The following is a 24394-nucleotide window of genomic DNA, read 5'->3' as shown; positions in this document are numbered from 1 at the left end:
TCCCTCAGAGGAGTTTGTAGAGATCCTGCGCGGATTCCGTCGGCACACCCTGAACAAAACATTCCACTCCGGCCTTTTGTAGGCCATCAAAAGCAGCAATATCCTGGTCATCTATAGAGACGGTTTTCGCGATTTGTTTTTTGCCTTCTGCGTAGTGCATGTTGCCGACGTTGATCCGCGAAACAGGCACATCACCTTTTACTAACGTCAGAAAATCATTAGGGTTTTTGCAAACCAAAAGGATCTTCTGGCGGTCGGCTGCGCGATGAATATTGTCGATAACTTTTTGCAGCGACCAGAAACGCACGGCAATTCCTTCCGCCAGAACCATCTCCATCAAATTTTGCTGTACCGTATCTTCGGCAACTTCGTCGTTAGCCACGAGGACGAGGTTTGCTCCGGAAAATCCGACCCATTGAACGCCTACCTGGCCGTGAATCAGTCGTTCATCAATGCGGCTTAATACAATGTTTGGCATGTTTTTTTCCTCTTATTATCATTGTGTTAATGGGGATTGTTGTGTGCTAAGACAGGCACAATGGTACTGATGCAATATGTCCTGGATATGGTCGATAATCAGCTCATGCGGCGTGGCCGCGATTTTTCCTTCACGGACCTTAGCGTATTGAAGTGGCAGATACTGACTGATGAGCGGCAAAGGAATAGATTCACCGGCCAGATTAGTAACAAGACTTGAATACGCTTCGTCAATGTCACGATCTGGCCAGTAATAGCGGACGCGGTCAGAGAAGCTGTAGCCACGTGCCAGGCGGCAGTCGCTGGTATTGCCGTGATAATGGTGTTTCCAGTATTCAGGTTGTTCGAGCATAACGTTTTCCAGCACTTCCCGAAGACCTGAGCATTTATGTGCCGGGCGTAGTTCATGCTCGATAGCGGCCAGTGAGAACAGCGCTTCACGGAGTGCAAAAGTCAGCGCCGGGCCGACTTTCAGAATCGCAAAGTGGTTCTGAACCAGCTGCTGCAATGCCTGCGGGGTCTGGTAATCGGTGGAGTGCGCTTCAAATACCAGAGTGTCGAACGCTTCAATCATCTGGCTCAGGGAAAGTGATTTCTCCGGCTGATAATCGATAACTTGCGTGTGGTCGAACTCAACGCCAGGTTGAACGACCAGTCCAATAATCCGCGGCCAGATATCGCTTAAGCCTTGTAATTCAAAAGCGTGGCGGTGAGCTTCCAGTGTGGCTTTTGCAGCCTGTGGTGTTGTGACCGCGAGTTCCGCCAGCGTTTCGTGCGCGCCGCCGGGAACCGGAACTTCAGTGCCGATAACGTAAACTAAATCGGACTCGCCGAATTTCTCAGCACAGGTTTGTTCGGCAATTTTCGCCAGTCTTGCGGCGCGCATCGCAACAATAGTATCGGTCAACGGCACCGGGTCGTCAGCGCAGGACATACTGCAATCGAGATGGATCTTTTTAAAACCCGCAGCGACATAGCAACGAATCAACTCATCTGCATTGCGCATCGCTTCTTCAGCTTGCAGCCCTTGCCAGCGGTTTGGGCCAAGGTGATCGCCGCCCAGAATCAGGTTTTCACGTGGGAAGTGATACTGGTCTGCCATTGACTCGACAAACTCGCGGAAGTGTTGCGGCGTCATTCCGGTGTAACCGCCATGCTGATCGACCTGGTTGGACGTCGCTTCAATCAATAAGAGAGATTTTGCTTCTCTTGCATGGCGCATTGCCGCTTCGAGAACCATTGGGTGAGCGGAACAAACGGCAAAAATGCCACATCGTGAGTCCTGTTTATGGTCGGCCACAAACGCGGTTAAATGTTTCACTTTCCTCTCCGTATGAGTTGGGGAACTATTTTTCTTTCGATTTGTTTCATTTAATAGTGGTGTATCGTGCGATAAAAACAAAACGAAAGATAATAGAATTGCGATCTGTTTCGCAAAAGAAACATAATGAAAGCCTATTTGACACGATGACAGTGAATGCAGCGGGCGATGTAAAGGCTTGCTTTCCGCGAAAAGAAAGGTGTTAATAGGCAAAGTGAAATGAAACGAAAGGTTTTATGAAAGGATCTATTATGAGCAATACCGACGCAGCAACGGACAAGCGTGTAACAGGTACAAGTGAAAGACGCGAACAAATCATTCAGCGTCTTCGCCAGCAGGGAAGTGTGCAGGTTAATGATCTTTCTTCATTTTTTGGTGTTTCGACGGTGACGATCCGTAACGATCTGGCTTTCCTTGAAAAGCAGGGCGTGGCGGTGCGTGCTTACGGCGGGGCGCTGGTCTGCGATTCAGGGACGGCGGCGGTTGAACCGACTGTTGAAGATAAAAGCTCTCTGAATACCTCTCTGAAACGCAGCATCGCGCGCGTGGCGGCGGATCTTATTAAGCCGGGCCACCGCGTTATTCTTGACTCCGGCACCACGACTTATGAAATTGCGCGCCACCTGCGCAACCATAAAGAAGTCATCGCCATGACCAACGGTTTGAACGTGGCGAATGCATTGCTTGAAGCAGAAGGCGTGGAATTGCTGATGACCGGTGGGCATTTGCGCCGCCAGTCGCTGTCATTCTATGGCGATCAGGCCGATCAATCGCTGCAAAACTATCACTTCGACATGCTATTCCTCGGCGTTGATGCCATCGATCTTGAACGCGGTGTCAGCACGCATAACGAAGATGAAGCGCGACTTAACCGCCGTATGTGCGAAGTGGCTGAACGCGTAATTGTAGTCACGGATTCCACAAAATTTAACCGCTCCAGCCTGCATAAAATTATTGATACGCAGCGGATCCATATGGTGATCACCGACGCGGGTATTCCTGAAGAGAGCCTGAAGGGGCTGCGTAAAGGTGGGATTGAAGTGGTGCTGGTGGGGGAAGGTTAAGAGTATAAGCGGTGGATGATTTTCACATTCATCCACCGTACGATTATTAGTTACGCCTGCGACAGTTTATATCCCCGCAACCGACTCACACTCAGCGCAATAGCCAACGCCGTCGCAATTACCGCCAGCCACTGGCTGATATGTATGGCGCTGCTCTGCGCATAAATCGACATCAACACGCCAACAAAGGCTGCACCCAGGCACTGGCCGAAGGTGCGCATAATCGCCAGCACGCCTGAAGCGTAACCGCTGTTTTCGCGTGAGGCATTGGACAGCATTTCTCTGTTGTTCGGGCTTTGGAAGCAGCCAAAACCGATGCCGCATAACAGGCTACGCAGGCAGATATCCCACGCCTGAGCGTGTTCCGGGAGCATCGCCAGCAATGCCAGGCCAACCGCAAAAATACTCAAGCCGATGGTGGAAATGATCGCCGCTGAATAGCGGTCGGCAAGACGCCCGGCATGGGGTGCGGCCAGAATGATGCCGATGGGCCACGGTGTGAAAAGCAGTGCTGAAATCAGCGCGCTGTAACCGTAAACGCTCTGAAACAGGAAGGGCAGCGCGATAAAGGTTATTCCCTGGCTGACAAAAGACGCCAAAGAAGTGAGCGCGGCCAGCGAAAATCGGGAAGAGGCAAAAATGTTGAGCGGGAGCAGCGGCTTTGTTGCGCGGCGCTGAACCCAGATGAACGCCATTCCGGTGAAAATTGCGATGCCACCGTAAATCAATGCGGTTATCAGGTCGCTATTTCCCTGGTGTGTAAAAGCATCGGTGGCCATCACCAGGGCGCCTAACGCAACGGCGGAAAGCACGGCCCCTGCGTAATCAAACGGTTCACGCTTCAATGCCGGATTATGCGGCACCACACGCAAGGCGAGTAGCATCGCGATAATGCCCAGCGGGATGTTAATCGCAAACAGCCACGGCCAGCTCAAAGTTGAGAGTATGGTTCCCCCGAGAATGGGCGCGATAGCGGTGCTGGTGCCTATCAGTAAGGCATTGAGACCCAGGACACGCCCTAACAGGCGGTTAGGGAAAACCGAGCGCAGAATGGCCGGGCCAATACTTAACGTGGCAGCCCCGCCAATCCCTTGTAAGACGCGCATGGCGATTAACATATCCAGTGATGTCGATAACGCGCAACCCACAGAGGCGAGCGTGAAAACGCTCAGGCCAAAAGTGAAAATGGAGCGGAACCCGAGGCGGCTGGAAAGTGCGGCGAAGATCGCCAGCGTCATTGCCGCCGATAGCAGGTAACCGTTCGCCACCCAGACGGTCGCGCCAACGGAGGCGTTAAGTGAACGGGCGATTTGCGGCAGCGCGATGTTAATCATCGAGCCGTCGAACACCACCATTGCCGCCATTGTCATGACGGCGGCCATCGCTAAACCGCGTTCGAAGCCGGGTAAACCCTCATCGCCGGGTAGATTGGAAAATAACGCCATTTGTGGGAACTCTATTTTACGGGTTGATAGCGGAAATATAGCGGTGTATTAGATATGGCGGAAGGCGCAGCATTTGCACTTATAAGATGCATGAAACGCCATCTCTCATTTTCAATGACGAGTGACCATCCTGAATATGAATGAACCCGATTTGAATTTACTCATTGCGCTTGATGTGCTTCTGGCTGAAGGAAGTGTGGCGGGTGCTGCGCGTCGTTTGGGACTCAGCGCGTCGGCCATGAGTCGTACGTTAAGCCGCCTGCGCGATACCACGGGCGATCCTTTACTGGTGCGCGCCGGGGGCAATATGGTGCTCACACCTTACGCAGAAGAGATTCGGCCGCGTACGCAAAACGCAGTGTTTGAGGCCCGTGCGATTCTGCGTCCGGCAAAAGCCGCGCTCAATCTTGCCACGCTTGAGCGCAGTTTCACCCTGCGCACCAATGCAGGATTTATCGAGATATTTGGTGCCGCGCTGATTGCGGCGGTCGCCACTGTTGCACCTTTCGTGCAACTGCGTTTTATGCCTAAACCGGAGAAAACGGCGAAGTATTTACGCGAGGGGCAGATTGATTTTGAAGTCGGCGTGCTCGGGGAAATGGGGCCAGAGATACGCATTACGGCGTTATATCGCGACAAGTTTGTCGGCGTGGTCAGAAAGGGTCATCCGCTTGAGCAAGAAAGTGAAATTACCCCTGCGAGGTATGCTGCGTTGGGGCATGTGGTGGTGTCGCGTCACGATCGCGGAATCGGCCCGGTTGATATGCTGCTGGCTGAGCTGAGTTTAGAACGTAAGATTGCCGCGTTGGTGCCGGGTTTTCCTGCTGCGTTGGCAGTGGCTCAGGCGTCTGATTTAGTGGCTTTGGTGCCAGCGACTTTCTTGCTTAACCAGCCGGGGTTATATGGCAATTCCGGGGAAGCGAGGCTTCATGTTTTTGAGCTGCCGGTGAAAACCAATGAGATTACGGTGTCGTTGATGTGGCATCCGCGTTCGGAAGCAGATCCGGCGCATCGCTGGCTGCGGCAGTTAGTGTTGAAGGTTTGCCGCGAGAAAGTGCCGGGATAGCGGTTGTAGGGCGGATAAGCGTTAGCGTCATCCGCCATTTGTGAATCAAATCAGGTCACTGGTGCCGGGTTGAAAACGGCTAATGCGTTGTGAAGCCCCCATTGATCCGAGAATGTTTTCTTGCGTCCGCTCGCCACATCAAGAATAAATTCAAACAACTCCCAGCCCACATCCTCAATGGTCGCTTCACCGGTGGCGATGGTGCCCGCGTTGATATCCATTAAGTCGTACCAACGGTTGGCCAGTGCGGTGCGGGTGGCCATTTTAATCACCGGAACTGCCAGCAAGCCGTATGGCGTTCCACGACCGGTAGTGAACACTTGCACTGTAATACCGGAAGCCACTTGCTGTGTGCCACAAACGAAATCACTGGCTGGTGTGGCGGCGTAAATCAGGCCGCGTTTGGTCGGGCGTTGACCCGGCGAAAGCACTTCGACAATCGCGCTCTGGCCAGATTTAGCAATGGAGCCGAGGGCTTTTTCCACCACGTTTGCCAGGCCGCCTTTTTTGTTTCCGGGAGAGGGGTTGGCGCTACGGTCGGTTTTACCCATGTCCAGATAGTTGTCATACCATTCCATCTCTTCGAGCAGGCGCTTACCGACTTCTTCGTTGATGGCGCGTGGCGTTAATAAATGGATGGCATCGCGCACTTCAGTGACTTCCGAGAACATCACCGTGGCGCCGCAGCGTACCAGGAGATCTGATGCGTAACCGACAGCCGGGTTAGCGGTCACGCCGGAGAAAGCATCGCTGCCGCCGCATTGCATACCGACTACCAGTTCAGAAGCCGGGCAGGTTTCGCGCTGGCGTTTGTTCAGATTAGAGAGATGGCGTTCGGCGACGTTAAGAATATCTTCGACCATCGATTTAAAGCCGACGTGGTGTTCGTCTTGCAGGCGCACGATACTGGCATCGCCGACATTAATTGACTGAACGTCATCAGTGCCTTCCAGCAGACGCTCTGGCTGCAACTTTTCGCAGCCGAGGCCAATCACCATAATTTCGCCGCCAAAGTTCGGGTTCAGGGCGATGTTATGAATGGTGCGAATGGGAATGACAGCCGCAGGTGCGTTGATCGCCACACCGCAGCCGTACAGGTGATTCAGGCCGACCACGCCGTCCACATTCGGGTATTTCGGCAGTAAATCACGTTCAATAATTTTGATGACATAATCCACCACGCCTGCGACGCAATGCACGCTGGTGGTGATGCCAAGCAGGTTTTTGGTGCCGACGCTGCCGTCTGCGTTGCGATAGCCTTCAAAGGTGTAACCTTCCAGCGGTGGCAATGGTTCAGGTACTTTGGTCGCTAATGGCAGGGTGTGTAGCGGTGGGGCTTTTGGCAATTCCACCAATGATTCGTCAATCCAGCTACCGCGTGGAATATCCCGTACCGCATAGCCGATCACTTCGCCATAACGAACGATTTCACCGTGGGCAGGAATATCGACCAGAGCGGCTTTGTGACCTTGAGGGATATGTTCGATAAGCTCCAAACCATCCGGGAAACGCGTACCCGCTTTCAGGCCATTGTCATTAACAATAATAGCGACATTATCTGTCTCATGAACTTTTATATAAAACGACCCAGGGGGTTGTTGTTTAATTTCTATATTTGACATTGTCGCTATTCTCCAGAATCAACCTGAATGTTAATTAAATAATTTTCTAATCGTGATTGTCTCACAAGCTAAATAAAGAATGTCAGGACACGAGAAATAAAAATGTGACGTTGATCACTTAATGTCGTGACGCCTTATTCCTTAGGGGGTGCAATCTATAAAATTGTGCAATACGCCCCACAAACATGTGCATAAGTTTAACTATTAGATATTTTTAATGCTATCTATTGTGCATACGCCTAATGTCCATTTGTTCTGTGCTGGCTATACTGTGTTGCGAATGACAAACACCAGGTCAATTTCCAGAGCGGTATTATCCGAACAAATATTCGTGAGATAACGCTTTATATAAATAAAAAATCCTTGAATTAAGTACCCGCAACAGAGGATGTAGAAAATGATTTTAGATACAGCTGTGGAAGCAAAAAAAGGGAAGCACACCCGCTACTTAATATTATTAATTATATTTATTGTGACGACGATTAACTATGCCGATCGCGCCACTCTTTCTATTGCGGGTACTGAAGTTGCAAAAGAATTACAGCTCAGTGCAATCTCAATGGGCTATATTTTCTCAGCTTTTGGCTGGGCTTACCTGCTGATGCAAATCCCTGGCGGATGGTTGCTTGACCGCTACGGTTCGAAGAAAGTGTATACCTATAGTCTGTTCTTCTGGTCGCTGTTTACGTTCATGCAAGGGTTTGTGGATATGGTGCCGCTGGCGTATGCGGGCATCTCCATGTTTATTATGCGCTTTATGCTCGGCTTTTCCGAAGCGCCATCATTCCCGGCTAACGCCCGTATTGTAGCGGCCTGGTTCCCGACCAAAGAACGCGGTACCGCTTCTGCGATTTTTAACTCCGCACAGTATTTCTCCCTGGCACTGTTCTCTCCATTGCTCGGTTGGCTGACCTTCGCATGGGGCTGGGAGCATGTCTTTACCGTGATGGGTGGAATCGGTTTTGTGCTGACTTTCCTGTGGGTGAAGTTTATTCACAACCCAACTGACCACCCTCGTATGTCTAAAGAAGAACTGGACTACATCACGAAAGGTGGCGCCGTGGTTGATATGGACCACAAAAAACCAGGTGTAGTCGTTGAAGGGCCAAAACTTCATTACATCAAGCAGTTGCTGACTAACCGCATGATGCTGGGCGTGTTCTTCGGTCAGTACTTTATCAACACCATTACCTGGTTCTTCCTGACCTGGTTCCCGATTTACCTGGTGCAAGATAAAGGTATGTCGATTCTGAAAGTGGGGATGGTGGCTTCTATCCCGGCGCTGTGCGGTTTTGCTGGTGGCGTGTTGGGCGGCGTATTCTCTGATTCGTTAATCAAACGCGGTTACTCACTGACCGTCGCTCGTAAGATACCGATTGTGCTCGGGATGCTTCTCGCTTCCACCATCATTTTGTGTAACTACACCGACAGCACGGCACTGGTTGTCACGCTGATGGCATTCGCTTTCTTCGGTAAAGGTTTCGGTGCGTTGGGCTGGCCGGTGATTGCTGATACGGCGCCAAAAGAGATGGTTGGCCTGTGCGGTGCGGTATTCAACGTGTTTGGCAACGTAGCGTCTATCGTGACTCCACTGGTCATTGGCTACCTGGTTTCTGAACTTCACTCCTTCAATGCGGCGCTGATCTTTGTTGGCTGTTCGGCGCTGATGGCAATGGTTTGTTATCTGTTCGTAGTGGGTGACATTAAACGTATGGAATTGCAGAAGTAATTCACTCAACGGATAACTGAATAAATAAGGGCAACAGATGAATACCAACGTTTTCCCCAATAAATTCAAAGCAGCACTGGCAGCACACCAGACGCAAATTGGTTGCTGGTCAGCGCTGGCAAACCCTATCAGCACCGAAGTGCTGGGTCTGGCCGGATTCGACTGGATTGTGCTGGATGGCGAACATGCGCCAAACGACATCACCACTTTTATTCCACAACTGATGGCGTTAAAAGGCAGCGAAAGTGCGGCAGTGGTTCGTGCGCCAACCAACGATCCGGTGGTCATCAAACGTTTGCTGGATATCGGTTTCTACAACTTCCTGATTCCGTTTGTTGAAACTCAGGAAGAGGCGGCGCTGGCGGTGTCTTCAACCCGCTATCCGCCAGAAGGGATTCGCGGCGTCTCCATTTCTCACCGCGCCAATATGTTTGGCACCGTGCCGGATTATTTCGCGCAGTCCAATAAGAACATCTCAATACTCGTGCAAATCGAGAGCCAGCAGGGCGTGGACAACGTTGATGCGATTGCCGCAACAGATGGCGTGGACGGCATTTTCGTTGGTCCAAGCGATCTGGCGGCGGCATTAGGTCATTTGGGAAATGCCTCGCATCCTGAAGTGCAGCAATGCATCAAACACATCTTTGCTCGTGCTAAAGCTCACGGTAAACCGGCTGGCATTTTGGCTCCGGTAGAAGCCGACGCGCGTCGTTATATGGAATGGGGCGCCACCTTTGTGGCTGTGGGCAGTGATTTAGGCTGCTTCCGTTCGGCAACCCAGAAATTGGCTGATTCTTTTAAAAAATAACCACCACCTGAAAAGAGAGACTGAATTATGACACTGAAAGTTGGGTTTATTGGCCTGGGTATCATGGGCAAACCAATGAGTAAAAACCTCATCAAAGCCGGTTATTCACTGGTGGTTGCTGACCGTAATCCAGAGGTGATTGCTGAAATCATCGCAGCCGGTGCAGAAACTGCTGCTACCCCGAAAGAGATTGCCGAGCAGTGTGATGTGATTATCACCATGCTGCCAAACTCCCCGCATGTGAAAGAAGTCGCGCTGGGTGAGAACGGAATTATTGAAGGGGCGAAGCCGGGCACTGTGGTTATCGACATGAGTTCGATCGCACCGTTGGCGAGTCGTGAAATCAGCGAAGCGCTGAAAGCCAAAGGCATCGACATGCTGGATGCGCCAGTGAGTGGCGGCGAGCCAAAAGCGATTGAAGGCACGCTATCTGTAATGGTTGGCGGCGACAAAGCGATTTTCGACAAATATTACGACCTGCTGAAATCCATGGCCGGTTCCGTGGTGCACACCGGTGATATCGGCGCAGGCAACGTCACCAAACTGGCAAACCAGGTGATTGTGGCGCTGAACATTGCGGCGATGTCTGAAGCGCTGGTACTGGCGACCAAAGCAGGTGTGAATCCTGAATTGGTCTTCCAGGCGATTCGCGGCGGCCTTGCGGGCAGCACCGTTCTGGAAGCGAAAGCGCCAATGGTTCTGGATCGTAACTTCAAGCCAGGTTTCCGCATTGACCTGCACATTAAAGATTTGGCAAACGCACTGGATACTTCCCACGGCGTGGGCGCGCAACTGCCACTGACAGCGGCGGTCATGGAAATGATGCAGGCGCTGCGTGCAGATGGCCACGGTAACGATGACCACAGCGCAATCGCGTGCTACTACGAAAAACTGGCGAAAGTAGAAGTCAGCAAGTAATCAATCGTAGGGCGGGTAAGCCGTGCGCTCCCGCTAATAATTGGTGGATGACGCTTGCGCTTATCCACCCTACAAAACCTGCAAGTCAGCGGTAGATCAGGCATGGACACATTATGAAAATCGTAATCGCACCCGACTCTTATAAAGAAAGCCTCTGCGCGGTTGATGTGGCTAAAGCCATTGAAAAAGGTTTCCGCGAAATATTTCCTGATGCGGAATATATATCGGTCCCGGTTGCAGATGGCGGGGAAGGTACGGTCGATGCCATGATCAGTGCCACGCAGGGCAGGAAAATCACCACGACAGTGACGGGCCCATTGGGTGAGCCGGTGAGTGCTTATTGGGGAATGTCTGGTGACGGTAAAACCGCATTTATCGAAATGGCAGAAGCCAGTGGTTTAGCGCTGGTGCCGATTGAGGAACGCAACCCTCTGATTACCACGTCGCATGGAACCGGAGAGCTGATTTTACGCGCTCTGGATAACGGTGCACGCAATATTATTATCGGCATCGGCGGCAGTGCGACCAATGATGGTGGTGCGGGCATGGTGCAGGCGCTGGGGGCGAAACTGTGCGACGCGACAGGCAAAGAGATTAGCCACGGTGGCGGCAGTTTAATGAGTTTAAACAGCATTGATGTTGCAGGTCTCGACGGTCGGCTGGCGGATTGCGTGATCAACGTGGCCTGTGATGTCACCAATCCACTCATTGGCGACAATGGTGCTTCGCGCGTTTTCGGGCCGCAAAAAGGGGCCAGTGAAGCGATGATTGTTGAGCTGGACGCTAATCTTGCCCACTTTGCTGATGTGATTAAAAAAGACTTACATGTTGATGTGAAAAATGCAGAAGGTGCCGGAGCCGCAGGCGGCATGGGCGCTGCATTAATGGCATTCCTCGGCGCAGATTTACGCAGCGGTGTAGAGATCGTGACCGAAGCACTACATCTTGAAGAGCATATTCACGACTGTTCGCTGGTGGTGACGGGTGAAGGGCGCATGGACAGCCAGAGCATTCGTGGCAAAGTCCCGGTAGGCGTGGCTGCGGTCGCCAAAAAGTACCACAAACCGGTGATTGGGATTGCCGGTTCGCTGACCAGTGATGTCGCTATTGTTCATCAGTACGGCATTGATGCCGTGTTTAGCGTGCTCAATAGTATCGGCACATTGGAAGACGCGCTGAAAAATGCGTTCGATAATATTTACCGCGCCTCGCGTGATATTGCAGCAACCGTTGAGATTGGGATGAACATCACTCGTTAAGCATGCGTGACATGGGGGGGCAAACCCTCTATAATCCGCGCCGAAGCTGACCAGACAGTCGCCGCTTCGTCGTCGTCCTTCTTCGGGGGGAGACGGGCGGAGGGGAGGAAAGTCCGGGCTCCATAGGGCAGGGTGCCAGGTAACGCCTGGGGGGGTAACCCACGACCAGTGCAACAGAGAGCAAACCGCCGATGGCCCGCGCAAGCGGGATCAGGTAAGGGTGAAAGGGTGCGGTAAGAGCGCACCGCGCGACTGGTAACAGTTCGTGGCACGGTAAACTCCACCCGGAGCAAGGCCAAATAGGGGTTCACAAGGTACGGCCCGTACTGAACCCGGGTAGGCTGCTTGAGCCAGTGAGCGATTGCTGGCCTAGATGAATGACTGTCCACGACAGAACCCGGCTTATCGGTCAGCTTCAACCATTCAACAATAACCCCGCTTCGGCGGGGTTTTTGTTTTTGGGTTGGGATGAGCGCAAACAATTGCCATAATATGACTCCCGCCATCACCGGATCCCACACCGCCATGATCAAGTCTCTGTACATCGACAACTACCGCTCAGTGCGCAAACTCTCCATCGATCTCGGTCGCCTGAATGTCGTTTTCGGCCCGAATGGCTGCGGAAAATCCAACATTTATAAGGCGATTCACCTGATTCACGGTGCAGCAACCGGGCAGCTTTCACACTGGTTGTCAGATGAGGGTGGGATCCAGAAGGTTATGTGGGCAGGCGATCGCGCCAAAGGTTATGCCAGCGCGCCTCGGCGGATGACGCTTGCGGTAGATACCGACGATTTCGAGTACGAATTGCAGGTCGGATTCCCAGATAAACTGCCGTATCCGACCATGTTCGATCTCGATCCTATCGTGAAAGAGGAGCAAATCTGGCTGAGTGGTTTTCGTCGTCGCCCTTCGTCATCCATTATGCATCGCCGCAACCAGGCGGTTTTTCTCAACGATGTCAACGGCGAGAAAGTGACGCATGCAGCGACGCTTTACGAAAATGAATCGTTGTTTGGCCAATTGGGCGAACCGCATCTTTATCCGGAAGTCTCCAGCGCTCGAGAAACGCTACGCAACTGGCGCTTTTATCACGAATTCGACATTACTAAAGGGGCGGGTCTGCGTTTGCCGCAGGTGGGTTATCGCTCACCCGTTTTGTCTGGAGACGGTTTGAATCTGGCTGCGGCCTTCCAGACCATCGTTGAGATTGGCGATAGCGAATTGCTGTTTGAGGTGTTGGCTGAGGCGTTTCCGGAATGCCTGTTTTTCTGTGATAACAGCAACGGGCGTTTCCAGATGATGATGCACCGGCAGGGCATTAATCGCCCGCTGGAGTCAGCTGAGTTTTCTGACGGCACGCTGCGATTTCTTTGCCTGACCGTGGCATTGCTCAGTCCGCGTCCCCCACGTTTTATTGCTCTGAATGAGCCGGAAAATAGCCTGCATCCGCAGATGCTACCTGCGTTGGCACGCCTGATTGCCGAGGCGAGTCGTTACACGCAAATCTGGCTCACCAGCCATTCGCCTGAACTGGCGACACTTATCGAAAAACACACACCGTTTACGCTCTACCAACTGGGGATTGAGAACGGAGAAACTTGCGTTAACCGTCTCTCGTGATCGTTTACTGTATGGAAATGTCTTAATAGCAGTGAAAAAATCTCAACCTTAACCTTATTGAAACAATAATCAGAGATTCCTGCTAAAGCGCTGCCAGAGTGTGAAGTGTATCAAAATACATATGCTCTAATGTCACAGGCTATTAACCTCGGTTGTTGCGTCAGCTCACATTGCCTTGCTGGGGCTGAATTTAGCTTTTGACAAATATTTCAGTAAAACTTTTTAAAAAACAATACTTTAAGTCATTACCTTAACTACCTTGATAATTATTTACTACTCAAAATGCAAAACGTGAATCAAAACTGAAGATATTTCTCTGAATGGAGAAATTTTTACTCTTTTATTCCGATTGCACAGATGGAGTAGCAAATTTTTTCTCCTCTGCTCGCGCTATCCTTTTTACATTCGAATAAGACCAGAAAACACGCATTCAGGTTTTTAATGGTCTGGAAAATCACTCTGTAATTAACACTCACAATTAAAACCTACACATTTAAGCGAGCATTTTTATGGAAACAGGAAGCATTACTGCCGTTAATATTCCGGCATCGAATCGTGCAGGAATGACGGAAAGTGAATGGCAAGCCGCCACCAAATTTGACAGCACTGATGTCGGCTGGATCATTATGAGTATCGGCATGGCAATCGGGGCGGGAATAGTTTTCTTACCGGTTCAGGTTGGATTAATGGGATTATGGGTTTTCCTTCTTTCCTCGATAGTCGGCTATCCAGCCATGTATCTGTTTCAGCGTTTATTTATTAATACGCTGGCGGAATCCCCGGAGTGTAAAGACTACCCGAGTGTAATAAGCGGTTATTTGGGTAAAAACTGGGGAATATTATTGGGTTTACTCTACTTCATTATGCTGGTTATCTGGATGTTTGTTTACTCCACGGCCATCACTAATGACAGCGCCTCTTATTTACATACGTTTGGCGTCACGGAAGGGCTGTTATCGGATAACCCTTTCTATGGCCTGGCGCTGATTTGTATTCTGGTTGCTATCTCATCGCGCGGTGAAAAACTCTTATTTAAAGTTTCAAGATACATGGTGCTAACCAAGCTTTTAGTGGTCGCCGCACTGGGTGTTTCAATGGTCGGCATGTGGCATTTGTATAACGCAGGCACACTGCCGCCAATGGGCTTGCTGCTGAAGAATGCGATTATTACGCTGCCCTTTACACTGACGTCTATTCTGTTTATCCAGACGCTTAGCCCGATGGTTATCTCGTACCGTTCTAAAGAAAAGTCACGCGAAGTGGCTCGTTTTAAAGCGCTGCGTGCGATGAATATCGCTTTCGGTATTCTGTTTGTGACCGTGTTCTTTTATGCCGTCTCTTTCACTCTGGCTATGGGGCATGACGAAGCGGTAAAAGCGTATGAACAAAATATTTCAGCGTTGGCTATTGCCGCCCAGTTTATTAACGGAAATGCCGGTGCATGGGTCACGGTGGTCAGCGTAATATTAAATATCTTCGCTGTTATGACCGCCTTCTTTGGTGTTTATCTCGGGTTCCGTGAAGCCACGCAAGGTATCGTAATTAATATTCTGCGTCGCAAAATGCCTGCGGAAAAAATTAATGAGAAATGGGTGCAGCGCGGCATTATGGTATTCGCCATATTGCTGGCGTGGAGTGCGATTGTATTGAATGCTCCGGTATTAAGTTTTACCTCAATCTGTAGTCCAATATTTGGCATGGTAGGGTGCTTAATTCCAGCGTGGCTGGTCTATAAAGTCCCGGCATTGCATAAATATAAAGGTGTCTCACTGGTCATTATTATTATCACTGGCCTCTTATTGTGTATTTCTCCATTCCTTGCATTCTCCTGAGTGCGGGCGTGTGTTTTCTGGATATAAGCGTTAAGGCTAAAAAATGGCAAATTCTGCAATTAACCCGGCATGGGCTGAACTCATCCTTGCTGTGAAACAAAATGTGAAGCCCGCAGTGGGCTGCACAGAACCTATTTCGCTGGCGCTGGCAAGCGCATTGGCCGCCTCGCATCTGGCGGGACCAGTGACACGTATTGAGGCTCGCGTTTCACCGAATCTGATGAAAAATGGTATGGGTGTTACCGTTCCGGGAACCGGGATGGTCGGCCTGCCTATCGCCGCCGCGGTGGGTGCGCTCGGGGGCGACCCACTGGCGGGGCTGGAAGTGCTGAAAGGTGCGCCGGTTGAAGCGATTGCCGCCGCGAAGTTGCTGCTGGCGCGTAGTGATGTGAAGGTCAGCATTCAACAACCGTGCGATGAGATTTTATATACCTGCGTGACGGTATTTACCGCCAAAGAGTCGGCAACGGTAGTCATCGCGGGTGAACACACGCGAGTCATCAGAATCGAGAAAGACGGTGATGTGCTGTTTGATGCCGCTGAAGATTGCCAGGCGGAAGGGAAGGCGCAAACCTGCTCTATGGAAAAGGTAAGCCTTGAGCAGATTGTTGAGTTTGCGCAGTGTGTCCCCTTTGATGAGATTGGTTTTATTCTCGACGCGGCCTTGTTGAATAACGAGCTTTCCCGTGAAGGTTTGCGGGCGCAGTACGGTTTGCATATCGGTGCGACGTTACAGCGCCAGCTCGACCGTGGCCTGATGGCAAAGGATCTGTTGAGCGATATTATGATTCGCACTGCCGCCGCTTCTGATGCGCGTATGGGAGGCGCGTGTCTTCCGGCAATGAGCAACTCGGGATCCGGCAATCAGGGTATCGCCGCGACAATGCCGGTGGTTGTCGTGGCTGAACATCTCGCGTGTGACAGTGAAAAGCTGGCGCGGGCGCTGATACTGTCGCATCTGACGGCGATTTATATTCACCATCAGTTGCCGTCACTCTCTGCGTTATGCGCAGCAACCACCGCAGCAATGGGTGCAGCAGCAGGGATCACCTGGTTAATCGACGGCAGCTATAAGAGTATCTCAATGGCTATCAGCAATATGATTGGCGATGTTAGCGGGATGATTTGTGATGGTGCTTCAAACAGTTGCGCGATGAAAGTGTCTACCAGTGCCGCTTCGGCATGGAAAGCGGTGCTGATGGCGCTCGATAATACGTCGGTCAGCGGAAATGAAGGGATCGTTGCTCATGATGTGGAGCAGTCGATCCGTAATCTTTGTGCCCTGGCAAGCCAGGCGATGCAACACACCGATCGTCAGATCATTGCGATTATGGCGAGTAAGGTCGCGTAATTCAGAGGCTGGCTTCTTCTTCCGCCAGCCGTACATCTGCTTCGACAACAATCGCTTCCAGTTCATTGAGCATCTCGTCGTAACTCAGCTCGACATCAGCGGTTGTTGTCGCAACCACAACCGCTGACACTGCTTTTTTGGCCGTTTTCTTCGTCGATGATTTCTTGCTCACGGATAACTCCTGTTGGTCCATTCCTGATACTGGTCAGACCGGTAAATCTATCAGTAATGCTCGCAATGGGGTATCTGCAACCAGCGTAATGTTAGCCTCGTCACGGATAAAAGCACCATCGCCACAGGTCAGCCCCTCTTTTTCCTCGGTGGCGGTGATCGCGTGAACGGTTCCGTGAATCGACTGCAAATAAGCGCGTGGCCCATGTAACTGGAAACTCAACTGCTGACCTTTTTCCAGTTCAATCTGGTTAATCCACACTTGCTGGCGCAGTTGCAGGCTCTCATTGCGTCCATCAGGTGAAGCCAGCAATTGCTGCGGCTCCTCTGCAAGCGTGAGTTTTTGCACCAGCGGATTTTCACGCTCCGGGCAGGCATCTAACCACAGCTGCATGCGCGTGAGAGAGTGCTCTTTGCTGAGATTATGCTCGCTGTAACTCAGCCCTGGTTGAGTCGAAAGCAGCAAAGCTTCACCCGCTTTGGCCTGAACGTGGTTGCCTTCGCTGTCGCGGTATTCCGCTTCACCTTCGAGAATCAGATTAAGAATATCGACCTTTGGATAGGTACGTGGCTGGAACGATGCGCCGGGCGCCAACACTTCCTGGTTGAGAACGCGCAATGAAGCATAGCCCAGCAATTTCGGGTCGAAATAGTGACCGAAGGAAAACGTATAGCGGGCTTGCAGCCATCCATAGTCCGCTTTCCCACATTGTTTGGCAGTTCTTGGCGTAATCATAATTTTTTGACCTCTTTTTACACTATGCCCATGGTAAAACTCTGGACGCTTCATTGTTAGCCAGTTAATCTGCTTGGTATGTTCAAATTTCCTGAATGAGAACGAGATGGCTAAAGAGAGAGCATTGACGCTGGAGGCGTTGCGGGTCATGGATGCCATTGACCGACGCGGAAGTTTTGCCGCAGCCGCCGATGAGCTGGGGCGCGTGCCGTCGGCACTGAGTTACACCATGCAGAAACTGGAAGAAGAGCTGGATGTCGTGCTGTTTGACCGTTCAGGCCATCGCACCAAATTTACTAACGTCGGGCGCATGCTGCTCGAACGCGGGCGAGTTTTGCTCGAAGCTGCTGAAAAACTCACTACCGATGCGGAAGCGCTGGCGCGCGGTTGGGAAACGCATCTCACCATTGTGACCGAGGCGCTGGTGCCTACGGCGAAACTGTATCCGTTAGTAGAAAAACTGGCCGCCAAAGCCGACACCCAGCTTTCGATTATTACGGAAGTGTTGGCAGGTTCGTGGGAGCGTTTAGAGCAAGGGCGTGCGGATATCGTGATTGCGCCGGATATGCATTTTCGTTCGTCGTCAGAAATTAACTCGCGCAAGTTGTACAAAATATTGAGCGTATATGTCGCGGCACCTGACCACCCGATCCACAACGAGCCGGAGCCACTTTCGGAAGTCACTCGTGTGAAATATCGCGGTATTGCGGTCGCGGATACCGCGCGTGAACGCCCGGTAATCACGGTGCAGTTGCTGGATAAACAGCCGCGCCTGACGGTGAGCAGCATGGAAGATAAACGCCAGGCGCTGCTGGCAGGTTTGGGTGTGGCGACGATGCCTTATCCCCTGGTGGAGCAGGATATTGCCGAGGGACGTTTGCGCGTGGTGAGTCCTGAATATACCAATGAAATTGACATTATTATGGCGTGGCGACGCGATAGCATGGGTGAGGCGAAAGCCTGGTGCCTGCGTGAAATTCCAAAATTATTGAAGTAGTGGCTATGCCCTCACCCCGGCCCTCTCGCTCAGGGAGGGGTAGGGTGAGGGGGCAAAGCATTATTCGCTGACTAATCGAGCATCCATTGCTTTCGGATCGCTGCCGAATTTATTCTCACCCGGCGTGCCGTTCTGGCAGTTAAACGCCAGAATAATCAGCCAGCCGACAATCGGGATTAACAGCAACAGCAGCCACCATGCTGAACGATCGGTATCGTGCAGGCGGCGGAACTGCACGGCCCAGTAAGGCAGGAATATCAGCACGCCATAAATGGTCGTGAGCAGACCTTCATCTTTCGCAATCCGCAGCCCTAACATTTTGTCCAGAATGCTCAATACGCCAGTCAGAACAAGGTTGACGAGGATGAACATCCAGAACTCTTTACGGCGCGCACGTCCACTGAAGCCAACATAATTTCTTAATACTTTGAAATACCAATCCATTTTTAGCCTGCCTTAAAAGTAATCAATTACTTGATCTGTAAGCGATCTAATTCAAGAATAGCTGTGAATGGATTTTACGTAAATCATAGCTTGGGTGAATTTTATCAACCCGGGTTAAACCGCTCGTCGCGCCCGTGTGGCTCATTTAAATCCTGAGCAGGCCCGACAGAAATAATGCCGGTTGGGTTAATGGTTTTGTGGCTGCGATAATAATGGTTACGGATATGTGCGAAATCGACGGTCTCAGCAATGCCAGGCATCTGATAAATATCGCGCAGGAATCCGTAGATATTCAGGTAATCACTAATGCGGTGTTTGTCGCATTTAAAGTGTGTGACATAGACCGGGTCGAAACGCACCAGTGTTGTCCACAGGCGAATATCGGCTTCTGTGAGCTGGTTGCCCGTTAAATAACGATGCTGACCGAGGATTTGCTCGACGCGTGCCAGGGATTCAAACACTTTGGTCACGGCTTCATCGTAGGCTTCTTGTGAGGTGGCAAAACCTGCTTTATACACGCCGTTATTGATGGCGTCGTAAATCCAGCCATTCAGCTCGTCAATCTTGCCGCGTAATGCCGTTGGGTAGTAATCCCCGGCGCGAGCGCCTTTGGCATCAAATGCAGTATTCAACATACGAATGATTTCAGCGGATTCGTTGCTGACAATCGTCTGCGTTTTCTTATCCCATAAAACGGGAACGGTGACGCGCCCGGTGTAATCGGGGTCAGCTTGCAGATAAAGCTGATAAAGATATTCGTGCTGATATAAGCCATCGCCGGTGGCATTCGGGAAATTGTCGTCGAACGTCCAGCCATCTTGCAGCATCAGCGGGTTAACCACGGATACAGAAATGAAAGACTCGAGGCCTTTCAAAGCGCGCATGATTAACGTGCGGTGCGCCCAGGGGCAGGCGAGGGAAACATACAGATGGTAGCGGTCTTTCTCCGCGGCAAAACCACCTTTACCGCTCGGACCCGGCTCGCCATCTGCGGTCAGCCAGTGACGAAATGCAGACTCTGAACGTTTGAAGCTGCCACCGGTCGATTTGGTGTCATACCAGACATCGTGCCAGACGCCATCAATGAGCTGTCCCATGTTTTCATTCCTCTTCGTAGACGTTAAAAACAAAAAAGCGAAGGGATTAACCTTCGCTTTTAGTGAAACTAAGTATAGAGCCTTACCAGTTTTTCTTCAGCAGGCGGTCGATGCTGTATGCACCCGGTCCGAAGATTGCCAGCAACAGATAACCACCGGCGATGGTGAAGTTCTTCATAAACATGGTTGAGTTCATGCCCTGGCTGAAATCACCATGGAACAAGAATGCTGTCAGAATCGTGAACACCGCGGTAATAATCGCTGTAGTACGAGTAAAGAAACCGAACAGAATCGCCAGGCCGCCGCCAAACTCAAGCAGAATGGTCAGTGGCAGTAAGAACCCTGGAACGCCCATCGCTTCCATATATTGTTGAGTACCGGCATAACCATTAATTTTGCCCCAGCCTGCGACGATGAACAGAATCGGCATCAGGACACGAGCTAACAGTACACCTGCATCATCTAATTTTTTCATTTTACTCTCCAGCGAATCTCTTTGGGTGCTATCAGCCCAGGGATGTTTGTTTTTGCAATTTCCGGTAGTTAGCGGTCACTGCGGTTGATATGGGGAATAATAAGCGGGGCGTTAAGGGATTGTTAGCAAGGAATTCTGTCGATGTTCTTCAATATTACTGACAAATAAAAAGGCCGCCTGAGAAGGCGGCGTTTTAGATTAATGCGTTTGCTGCTGGATAGTGTTGCGAACCAGGCGCCATGCGCTCCAGGCACCAAATCCGCGTCTGGCCCAGCGCATAAAGAAGCTGGGATGCTTCACTGTCCAGATAGCCATCACGCTGCTGGCAATCAACGCATAACTGCGCAGGCTCATAAATGTGAGCCAGCCCCGGTCATACGAGCCTGTCGCTTCAAGCCAGTCGCGTTTACCCGCACTTAAATCCAGCCGCTGTTGTTGAATTTGGCTGAGTAAAAATGCTTTGCGTCTATTCAGCTTGCGGTCACTCATGGCTTGTCATCTTCCAGTAGCGCACGGTCGTTTTCCAGCTCGCGTCGGGTATGGCGTAGGAGCGTGGACTGGCGCGATTTATGGAGCGTCCAGATCCCGCCAATAAAGGCTAATGCCAGCAATACGACGGTTGTCGCAATCATGGCATTCAGACGATATTGCGGTTCGACCGCCCAGAAAACCAACACCACCAGACTCATTAAGCCAAATGCGGCAAATAGCATGGTTAACCCAAGCATTAGCAGCAACTGGACGAGATGCGCTTTCTCCTCTTCCAGTTCGACAACGGCAAGTCGCACGCGTGTCTCCACCATCCCAACGATGATGGTGACGAGGCGCTGACCGATTCCGAGGACGCCTTTTCCCGGCCCTTGAGGTTGATGGGATTCAGGCATAATTAACGGCGAGTCAGTAGGACACCGAGCACGACGCCAATCGCCGCCCCAATACCAACGCCAGTCCATGGATTTTCACGAACGTAATCGTCAGCTTTTGCCGCCGCTTCTCGGGTTTGTTTGGCAAGTACATCACCAGTATCACCGAGGCGCACACGGCTTTCCTTCAGGGCTTTTTCAGCTTTGCCACGCAATTTTTCGAGTTCGGACTTCGACTTATCCGTTGAGGCACTTAGCACCTCTTCAAGGGTATCTGCCAGGGATTTCAACTCAGCGCGCAAATGTTCTGAAGTAGTATCTTTAGACATAGTTCTCTCCTGGTTTTTTATTAAGTCTTCTCAGTTGGAATGCTTAGTAATCACGGGCCTGCAAGGTCTTCAGCTCATGTTCAGCTTCGGCCAGTTTTTGCTCCCGCTTTGAAATTTTATCCGCGTCGCCTTTCGCGCGCGCTTCGTTCAGGTCAGCTTTACGCTCGGTGATTTCGGCTTTTTGTTCGGTGATTTTTTTCTGATGCGCTGCGCGTAAACTGCTGTCTGTGCAATTGGCGCGGACTTCTTTCAACGCCTTATTAAGCCCATCAACACGACTCTGGTTCTGGTGTTTCTCCGCATAGCCAATTTCTCGCTGGATATCTTGTTCTTTTTCACTGCACAGCGAGCTAGCATGTGCGGCAGATGTCAGAGATAACAAGGCGATAGCCAATACGGTACGAGTGTTCATGATAAAAAACCTTCCATTGTGAATGTACGTTTAGCCGCAAGGTAAAACACACAAAGATCCAGAAATCAGACGAAAATGATGATTTGTAGCGATTTAAGTCAAAACAAGCATAGTCAGAAACTGAGTAAAAACCCAATCCCTGTTAACAAATTAGGATTTCAGGAAAGGGCTAACCAATGCGGATATTTTCATTAAGTACGCGTGTAAGCCAGGCGCTGGCACTGACATCTTCTTCTTGTTGAGCGATGACATAGCCATGCGGCAGTGTCTTGTACAACACGGCTTTGGCGGCTTCACTTTGCGCGCTTGAATCAAATTTAATCAATAAAGAATTATTTTCAGGGGTAATACTTTTAAAGCGAATACCGTTGGCATCAAGGTGATGCCAGACAAAAAAGCCATCAGGCATGCTGATACCCTGCTGGCTTGAGCGTATTTCAAGTGTGGATTCAGTGCGTTGCATGCCGGACCAGATAAGTACAGCACCCAGCACAATCGCACTGACGAGCATCGTGGCCCGAAAGCCACGAAAAAAGCGTATGTTCATCGTCATCCCTCTCTAACTGCGGTTACCGTATTTTTTACGCCAGAGCACAATCAACGAACCGAACAGGCCAATGACCAGTAACACCACTGGCAACAGCATCAGGCAGGACATCAACGCATCTTCATATTTCAGGAATACCGGCGTCTTTCCGAGCAGATATCCCAGCGTGGTGAGGATCAGCACCCATAACAGGCCGCTCATCCAGTTAAAGAACTGGAAGCGCGCATTATTCAGACCCGATAAACCCGCGATAGTGGGTAGCAGGGTGCGAACAAAAGCGATAAAACGACCAATCAGTAATGCGGACAGGCCATGTTTATGGAACAGGTTATGCGCACGCTGGTGATAGTGAGCGGGGAGGTGCGAAAGCCAGTTTTGCACGATTCGCGTATTCCCAAGCCAGCGCCCTTGAATATAACTGAGCCAGCAACCGAGACTCGCTGCGGTGGTTAACAGTAAAACGGTTTCCGGAAAACCCATTGCTCCTTTGGCAATCAGCACGCCAACCAGGACCAGTAAGCTATCACCAGGCAGGAAAGCTGCCGGTAACAGGCCATTTTCAAGGAATAAAATCATGAATAAAACGAAGTAAAGCATGCCAATCATTCCTGGATTGGCGAGCGTTTCAAAATCCTGGCTCCACAGAGCGTTCAGTAGTTGCGTCAAAAGTTCCATTCAGTGTTCCTGGCACATCGGTTAAGACCGCTGATCAAAGTCAGCCTGGCTGAACTCGGCTTTTTTGTTGTGTTTCTTGTGTAGTTGCCGATATGCATTCCATTATTAATCGCCTGCTCGTGGCACCACTCCGTGTGAATACGACCAGGCTGGTGAAAGGCAAAGCTTACACCGACAATGAAATTGCATCTAATTGTAACAAAGCTCTGGCTCATGCGTCACAGTATTTGTGCTTTGTTGAGGATTGATTTTGATGACTCGCGGAGGGGCTGGCGAGGGTATTTACAAACGCTGACACTATTGGTTGGTTTGCTTACCCTCGCGCGGGAAAATGACTATTTTTGACCGTTTGCTGCCGTTTCGAGATGAATGACAGGATTATCAGCAAATAAATAGCGGTCAGCATTGAATTCGAAATCATCGCTGGTTGCGTCAAACAGCATCTGCTTGGTGTTTTCCAGGTGCTGCCACATCGCCAGTTTAGCGGCATGCGGGTCTTTACGAATCAGTGCTTTAAGAATTTGATCATGATCGTCACACCAATTATCAGCGGTGCGTTTATCGATGTGCTCGTGAAGCTTTTTCCAGTACGGGTTATGAATTCGCTGGCTCCACATTTTCTCAACGATGGCGGCCAAAGCGCTATTTTGCGACGCCAGAGCCACTTGTGTGTGGAAATGAAGGTCCCACTCTGAATCCTGGAAATTGTGCTCATTACGCGCCATTTCCTGAATTTCCATGAGCTTCACGATATCTTGTTTCGTGACCTGGGTGGCGGCAAATTCTGCAATATTGCTTTCGATTAACTGGCGCGCTTGCAGCAACTCAAAAGGCCCAAAGCTTGCGAATTCAAACTGTTCATCAGGAAGGTTGGTGTATTTAGCCTGGTTTGACATCACGTGAATGCCAGAGCCTTTGCGGACTTCGACGTAACCTTCTACTTCCAGCATGATAATCGCTTCACGAACCACAGTGCGGCTCACGTTCTTCTCTTCAGCAATAAAACGCTCTGCCGGGAGTTTTTCCCCAACGAGATAAACACCGTTTTCGATGCGTTGTTTAAGTTCAGCGGCCAATTGCTGATAAAGACGACGTGGTTCCATAACTTCCATCTGTAGCTCCGGGAAAAGTCC

Annotated in this window: 26 protein-coding genes and 1 other RNA gene; 11 read left to right on the top strand and 16 right to left on the bottom strand. The window is 50.8% G+C overall.

The genetic code is table 11. From position 1 onward, the window contains the following. Positions 1-4: 4 nt before the first annotated feature. Both agaV and kbaZ read right to left on the bottom strand, forming a co-directional pair. Complete coding sequence (agaV, locus tag DY231_RS20485) at positions 5-478, bottom strand: PTS N-acetylgalactosamine transporter subunit IIB (RefSeq protein ID WP_034492996.1); 474 nt, start codon at positions 476-478, stop codon at positions 5-7. Positions 479-496: 18 nt separating this feature from the next. Then, entirely contained in the window at positions 497-1798 is a 1302-nt protein-coding gene (gene kbaZ / locus DY231_RS20480) for a tagatose-bisphosphate aldolase subunit KbaZ (RefSeq protein ID WP_115631915.1), read from the bottom strand. Between the two features lie 251 nt (positions 1799-2049). On the opposite strand from kbaZ, the gene DY231_RS20470 reads away from it, so the two are divergent. Further along, on the top strand, positions 2050-2862 hold the full coding sequence (locus DY231_RS20470; protein WP_115631914.1) for a DeoR family transcriptional regulator: 813 nt from the start codon (positions 2050-2052) through the stop codon (positions 2860-2862). A 50-nt stretch (positions 2863-2912) separates the two neighbouring features. On the opposite strand, the gene DY231_RS20465 is transcribed toward DY231_RS20470, so the two are convergent. Next, complete coding sequence (locus tag DY231_RS20465) at positions 2913-4307, bottom strand: MFS transporter (RefSeq protein WP_115631182.1); 1395 nt, start codon at positions 4305-4307, stop codon at positions 2913-2915. Positions 4308-4443: 136 nt separating this feature from the next. Here DY231_RS20465 and DY231_RS20460 point away from each other — a divergent pair, with 136 nt between their 5' ends. Further along, on the top strand, positions 4444-5373 hold the full coding sequence (locus tag DY231_RS20460) for a LysR family transcriptional regulator (RefSeq protein WP_115631913.1): 930 nt from the start codon (positions 4444-4446) through the stop codon (positions 5371-5373). A gap of 50 nt (positions 5374-5423) precedes the next feature. Here the strand turns inward: DY231_RS20460 and garD are convergent, their stop codons facing one another. Beyond that, positions 5424-6995 (bottom strand): galactarate dehydratase, encoded by a 1572-nt coding sequence (gene garD, locus DY231_RS20455; protein WP_115631180.1) that lies wholly within the window; start codon positions 6993-6995, stop codon positions 5424-5426. 397 nt (positions 6996-7392) lie between these two features. On the opposite strand from garD, the gene DY231_RS20450 reads away from it, so the two are divergent. From DY231_RS20450 to DY231_RS20415, 8 genes are all read left to right on the top strand, one after another. After that, complete coding sequence (locus DY231_RS20450) at positions 7393-8724, top strand: MFS transporter (RefSeq protein ID WP_115631178.1); 1332 nt, start codon at positions 7393-7395, stop codon at positions 8722-8724. Between the two features lie 37 nt (positions 8725-8761). Beyond that, positions 8762-9532, top strand: a complete 771-nt coding sequence (gene garL / locus DY231_RS20445) for a 2-dehydro-3-deoxyglucarate aldolase (protein WP_115631176.1) — start codon at positions 8762-8764, stop codon at positions 9530-9532. A 27-nt stretch (positions 9533-9559) separates the two neighbouring features. Further along, positions 9560-10450 carry a 2-hydroxy-3-oxopropionate reductase gene (garR, locus tag DY231_RS20440; RefSeq protein WP_034493014.1) on the top strand — a complete coding sequence of 297 codons (891 nt, stop codon included), beginning with the start codon at positions 9560-9562 and terminating at the stop codon, positions 10448-10450. A gap of 113 nt (positions 10451-10563) precedes the next feature. After that, entirely contained in the window at positions 10564-11709 is a 1146-nt protein-coding gene (gene garK / locus DY231_RS20435) for a glycerate 2-kinase (protein WP_115631174.1), read from the top strand. A gap of 42 nt (positions 11710-11751) precedes the next feature. Beyond that, positions 11752-12130, top strand: an RNA gene (gene rnpB / locus DY231_RS20430) — RNase P RNA component class A. A gap of 104 nt (positions 12131-12234) precedes the next feature. Then, positions 12235-13332, top strand: coding sequence for an AAA family ATPase (locus tag DY231_RS20425; RefSeq protein WP_115631172.1), 1098 nt, complete (start codon positions 12235-12237; stop codon positions 13330-13332). A gap of 509 nt (positions 13333-13841) precedes the next feature. Then, the gene (locus tag DY231_RS20420; RefSeq protein ID WP_115631170.1) at positions 13842-15164 is read left to right on the top strand and encodes an SLC5/6 family protein; all 1323 of its coding nucleotides are present in this window, start codon (positions 13842-13844) and stop codon (positions 15162-15164) included. Positions 15165-15207: 43 nt separating this feature from the next. Continuing rightward, positions 15208-16515, top strand: a complete 1308-nt coding sequence (locus tag DY231_RS20415) for an L-cysteine desulfidase family protein (RefSeq protein ID WP_115631168.1) — start codon at positions 15208-15210, stop codon at positions 16513-16515. A 1-nt stretch (position 16516) separates the two neighbouring features. Here DY231_RS20415 and DY231_RS20410 read toward each other — a convergent pair whose 3' ends face one another. Beyond that, entirely contained in the window at positions 16517-16687 is a 171-nt protein-coding gene (locus DY231_RS20410) for a protein YhaL (RefSeq protein WP_226812040.1), read from the bottom strand. 33 nt (positions 16688-16720) lie between these two features. After that, positions 16721-17422: a pirin family protein gene (locus tag DY231_RS20405; protein ID WP_115631912.1), complete on the bottom strand. Its 702-nt coding sequence runs from the start codon at positions 17420-17422 to the stop codon at positions 16721-16723. 106 nt (positions 17423-17528) lie between these two features. On the opposite strand from DY231_RS20405, the gene DY231_RS20400 reads away from it, so the two are divergent. Next, the gene (locus tag DY231_RS20400) at positions 17529-18419 is read left to right on the top strand and encodes a LysR family transcriptional regulator (protein WP_115631164.1); all 891 of its coding nucleotides are present in this window, start codon (positions 17529-17531) and stop codon (positions 18417-18419) included. Positions 18420-18479: 60 nt separating this feature from the next. Here DY231_RS20400 and DY231_RS20395 read toward each other — a convergent pair whose 3' ends face one another. The 10 genes from DY231_RS20395 to exuR all read right to left on the bottom strand — a co-directional run bounded on the left by DY231_RS20395 (position 18480) and on the right by exuR (position 24373). Next, positions 18480-18863: a DUF805 domain-containing protein gene (locus DY231_RS20395; protein WP_115631162.1), complete on the bottom strand. Its 384-nt coding sequence runs from the start codon at positions 18861-18863 to the stop codon at positions 18480-18482. A gap of 104 nt (positions 18864-18967) precedes the next feature. After that, entirely contained in the window at positions 18968-19960 is a 993-nt protein-coding gene (locus DY231_RS20390; RefSeq protein ID WP_115631160.1) for a glutathione S-transferase family protein, read from the bottom strand. Positions 19961-20042: 82 nt separating this feature from the next. Continuing rightward, on the bottom strand, positions 20043-20435 hold the full coding sequence (locus tag DY231_RS20385) for a DoxX family protein (protein WP_034493031.1): 393 nt from the start codon (positions 20433-20435) through the stop codon (positions 20043-20045). 198 nt (positions 20436-20633) lie between these two features. After that, the gene (locus DY231_RS20380) at positions 20634-20924 is read right to left on the bottom strand and encodes a YqjK-like family protein (RefSeq protein ID WP_034493035.1); all 291 of its coding nucleotides are present in this window, start codon (positions 20922-20924) and stop codon (positions 20634-20636) included. Continuing rightward, positions 20921-21319 (bottom strand): phage holin family protein, encoded by a 399-nt coding sequence (locus DY231_RS20375; protein WP_034493038.1) that lies wholly within the window; start codon positions 21317-21319, stop codon positions 20921-20923. Before DY231_RS20375 ends, DY231_RS20380 begins: the two co-directional genes overlap by 4 nt. A 2-nt stretch (positions 21320-21321) precedes the next feature. Next, entirely contained in the window at positions 21322-21627 is a 306-nt protein-coding gene (locus DY231_RS20370; RefSeq protein WP_115631158.1) for an ElaB/YgaM/YqjD family protein, read from the bottom strand. Positions 21628-21670: 43 nt separating this feature from the next. Next, entirely contained in the window at positions 21671-22039 is a 369-nt protein-coding gene (locus DY231_RS20365) for a DUF1090 domain-containing protein (RefSeq protein WP_115631156.1), read from the bottom strand. A gap of 169 nt (positions 22040-22208) precedes the next feature. Beyond that, complete coding sequence (mzrA, locus tag DY231_RS20360; RefSeq protein ID WP_115631154.1) at positions 22209-22586, bottom strand: EnvZ/OmpR regulon moderator MzrA; 378 nt, start codon at positions 22584-22586, stop codon at positions 22209-22211. 12 nt (positions 22587-22598) lie between these two features. Continuing rightward, positions 22599-23261, bottom strand: coding sequence for a DedA family general envelope maintenance protein YqjA (yqjA, locus tag DY231_RS20355; protein ID WP_034493047.1), 663 nt, complete (start codon positions 23259-23261; stop codon positions 22599-22601). A gap of 335 nt (positions 23262-23596) precedes the next feature. Beyond that, complete coding sequence (exuR, locus tag DY231_RS20350; protein ID WP_115631152.1) at positions 23597-24373, bottom strand: transcriptional regulator ExuR; 777 nt, start codon at positions 24371-24373, stop codon at positions 23597-23599. Positions 24374-24394 lie beyond the last annotated feature (21 nt).

This window comes from Buttiauxella agrestis, from assembly GCF_900446255.1.
Classification (GTDB): Bacteria; Pseudomonadota; Gammaproteobacteria; order Enterobacterales; family Enterobacteriaceae; genus Buttiauxella; species Buttiauxella agrestis.
This window is presented reverse-complemented; position numbering and strand designations above follow the sequence as displayed.

Coding starts and splice junctions, on each gene's coding strand:
- agaV (WP_034492996.1), bottom strand. CDS start 478: ATGCCAAACATTGTATTAAGCCGCATTGATGAACGACTGATTCACGGC.
- yqjA (WP_034493047.1), bottom strand. CDS start 23,261: ATGGAACTTTTGACGCAACTACTGAACGCTCTGTGGAGCCAGGATTTT.
- DY231_RS20415 (WP_115631168.1), top strand. CDS start 15,208: ATGGCAAATTCTGCAATTAACCCGGCATGGGCTGAACTCATCCTTGCT.
- exuR (WP_115631152.1), bottom strand. CDS start 24,373: ATGGAAGTTATGGAACCACGTCGTCTTTATCAGCAATTGGCCGCTGAA.
- DY231_RS20370 (WP_115631158.1), bottom strand. CDS start 21,627: ATGTCTAAAGATACTACTTCAGAACATTTGCGCGCTGAGTTGAAATCC.
- DY231_RS20420 (WP_115631170.1), top strand. CDS start 13,842: ATGGAAACAGGAAGCATTACTGCCGTTAATATTCCGGCATCGAATCGT.
- DY231_RS20400 (WP_115631164.1), top strand. CDS start 17,529: ATGGCTAAAGAGAGAGCATTGACGCTGGAGGCGTTGCGGGTCATGGAT.
- garD (WP_115631180.1), bottom strand. CDS start 6,995: ATGTCAAATATAGAAATTAAACAACAACCCCCTGGGTCGTTTTATATA.
- DY231_RS20365 (WP_115631156.1), bottom strand. CDS start 22,039: ATGAACACTCGTACCGTATTGGCTATCGCCTTGTTATCTCTGACATCT.
- garK (WP_115631174.1), top strand. CDS start 10,564: ATGAAAATCGTAATCGCACCCGACTCTTATAAAGAAAGCCTCTGCGCG.
- DY231_RS20450 (WP_115631178.1), top strand. CDS start 7,393: ATGATTTTAGATACAGCTGTGGAAGCAAAAAAAGGGAAGCACACCCGC.
- DY231_RS20380 (WP_034493035.1), bottom strand. CDS start 20,924: ATGAGTGACCGCAAGCTGAATAGACGCAAAGCATTTTTACTCAGCCAA.
- DY231_RS20465 (WP_115631182.1), bottom strand. CDS start 4,307: ATGGCGTTATTTTCCAATCTACCCGGCGATGAGGGTTTACCCGGCTTC.
- DY231_RS20385 (WP_034493031.1), bottom strand. CDS start 20,435: ATGAAAAAATTAGATGATGCAGGTGTACTGTTAGCTCGTGTCCTGATG.
- DY231_RS20395 (WP_115631162.1), bottom strand. CDS start 18,863: ATGGATTGGTATTTCAAAGTATTAAGAAATTATGTTGGCTTCAGTGGA.
- garR (WP_034493014.1), top strand. CDS start 9,560: ATGACACTGAAAGTTGGGTTTATTGGCCTGGGTATCATGGGCAAACCA.
- DY231_RS20425 (WP_115631172.1), top strand. CDS start 12,235: ATGATCAAGTCTCTGTACATCGACAACTACCGCTCAGTGCGCAAACTC.
- DY231_RS20460 (WP_115631913.1), top strand. CDS start 4,444: ATGAATGAACCCGATTTGAATTTACTCATTGCGCTTGATGTGCTTCTG.
- mzrA (WP_115631154.1), bottom strand. CDS start 22,586: ATGAACATACGCTTTTTTCGTGGCTTTCGGGCCACGATGCTCGTCAGT.
- DY231_RS20390 (WP_115631160.1), bottom strand. CDS start 19,960: ATGGGACAGCTCATTGATGGCGTCTGGCACGATGTCTGGTATGACACC.
- DY231_RS20405 (WP_115631912.1), bottom strand. CDS start 17,422: ATGATTACGCCAAGAACTGCCAAACAATGTGGGAAAGCGGACTATGGA.
- garL (WP_115631176.1), top strand. CDS start 8,762: ATGAATACCAACGTTTTCCCCAATAAATTCAAAGCAGCACTGGCAGCA.
- DY231_RS20375 (WP_034493038.1), bottom strand. CDS start 21,319: ATGCCTGAATCCCATCAACCTCAAGGGCCGGGAAAAGGCGTCCTCGGA.
- DY231_RS20470 (WP_115631914.1), top strand. CDS start 2,050: ATGAGCAATACCGACGCAGCAACGGACAAGCGTGTAACAGGTACAAGT.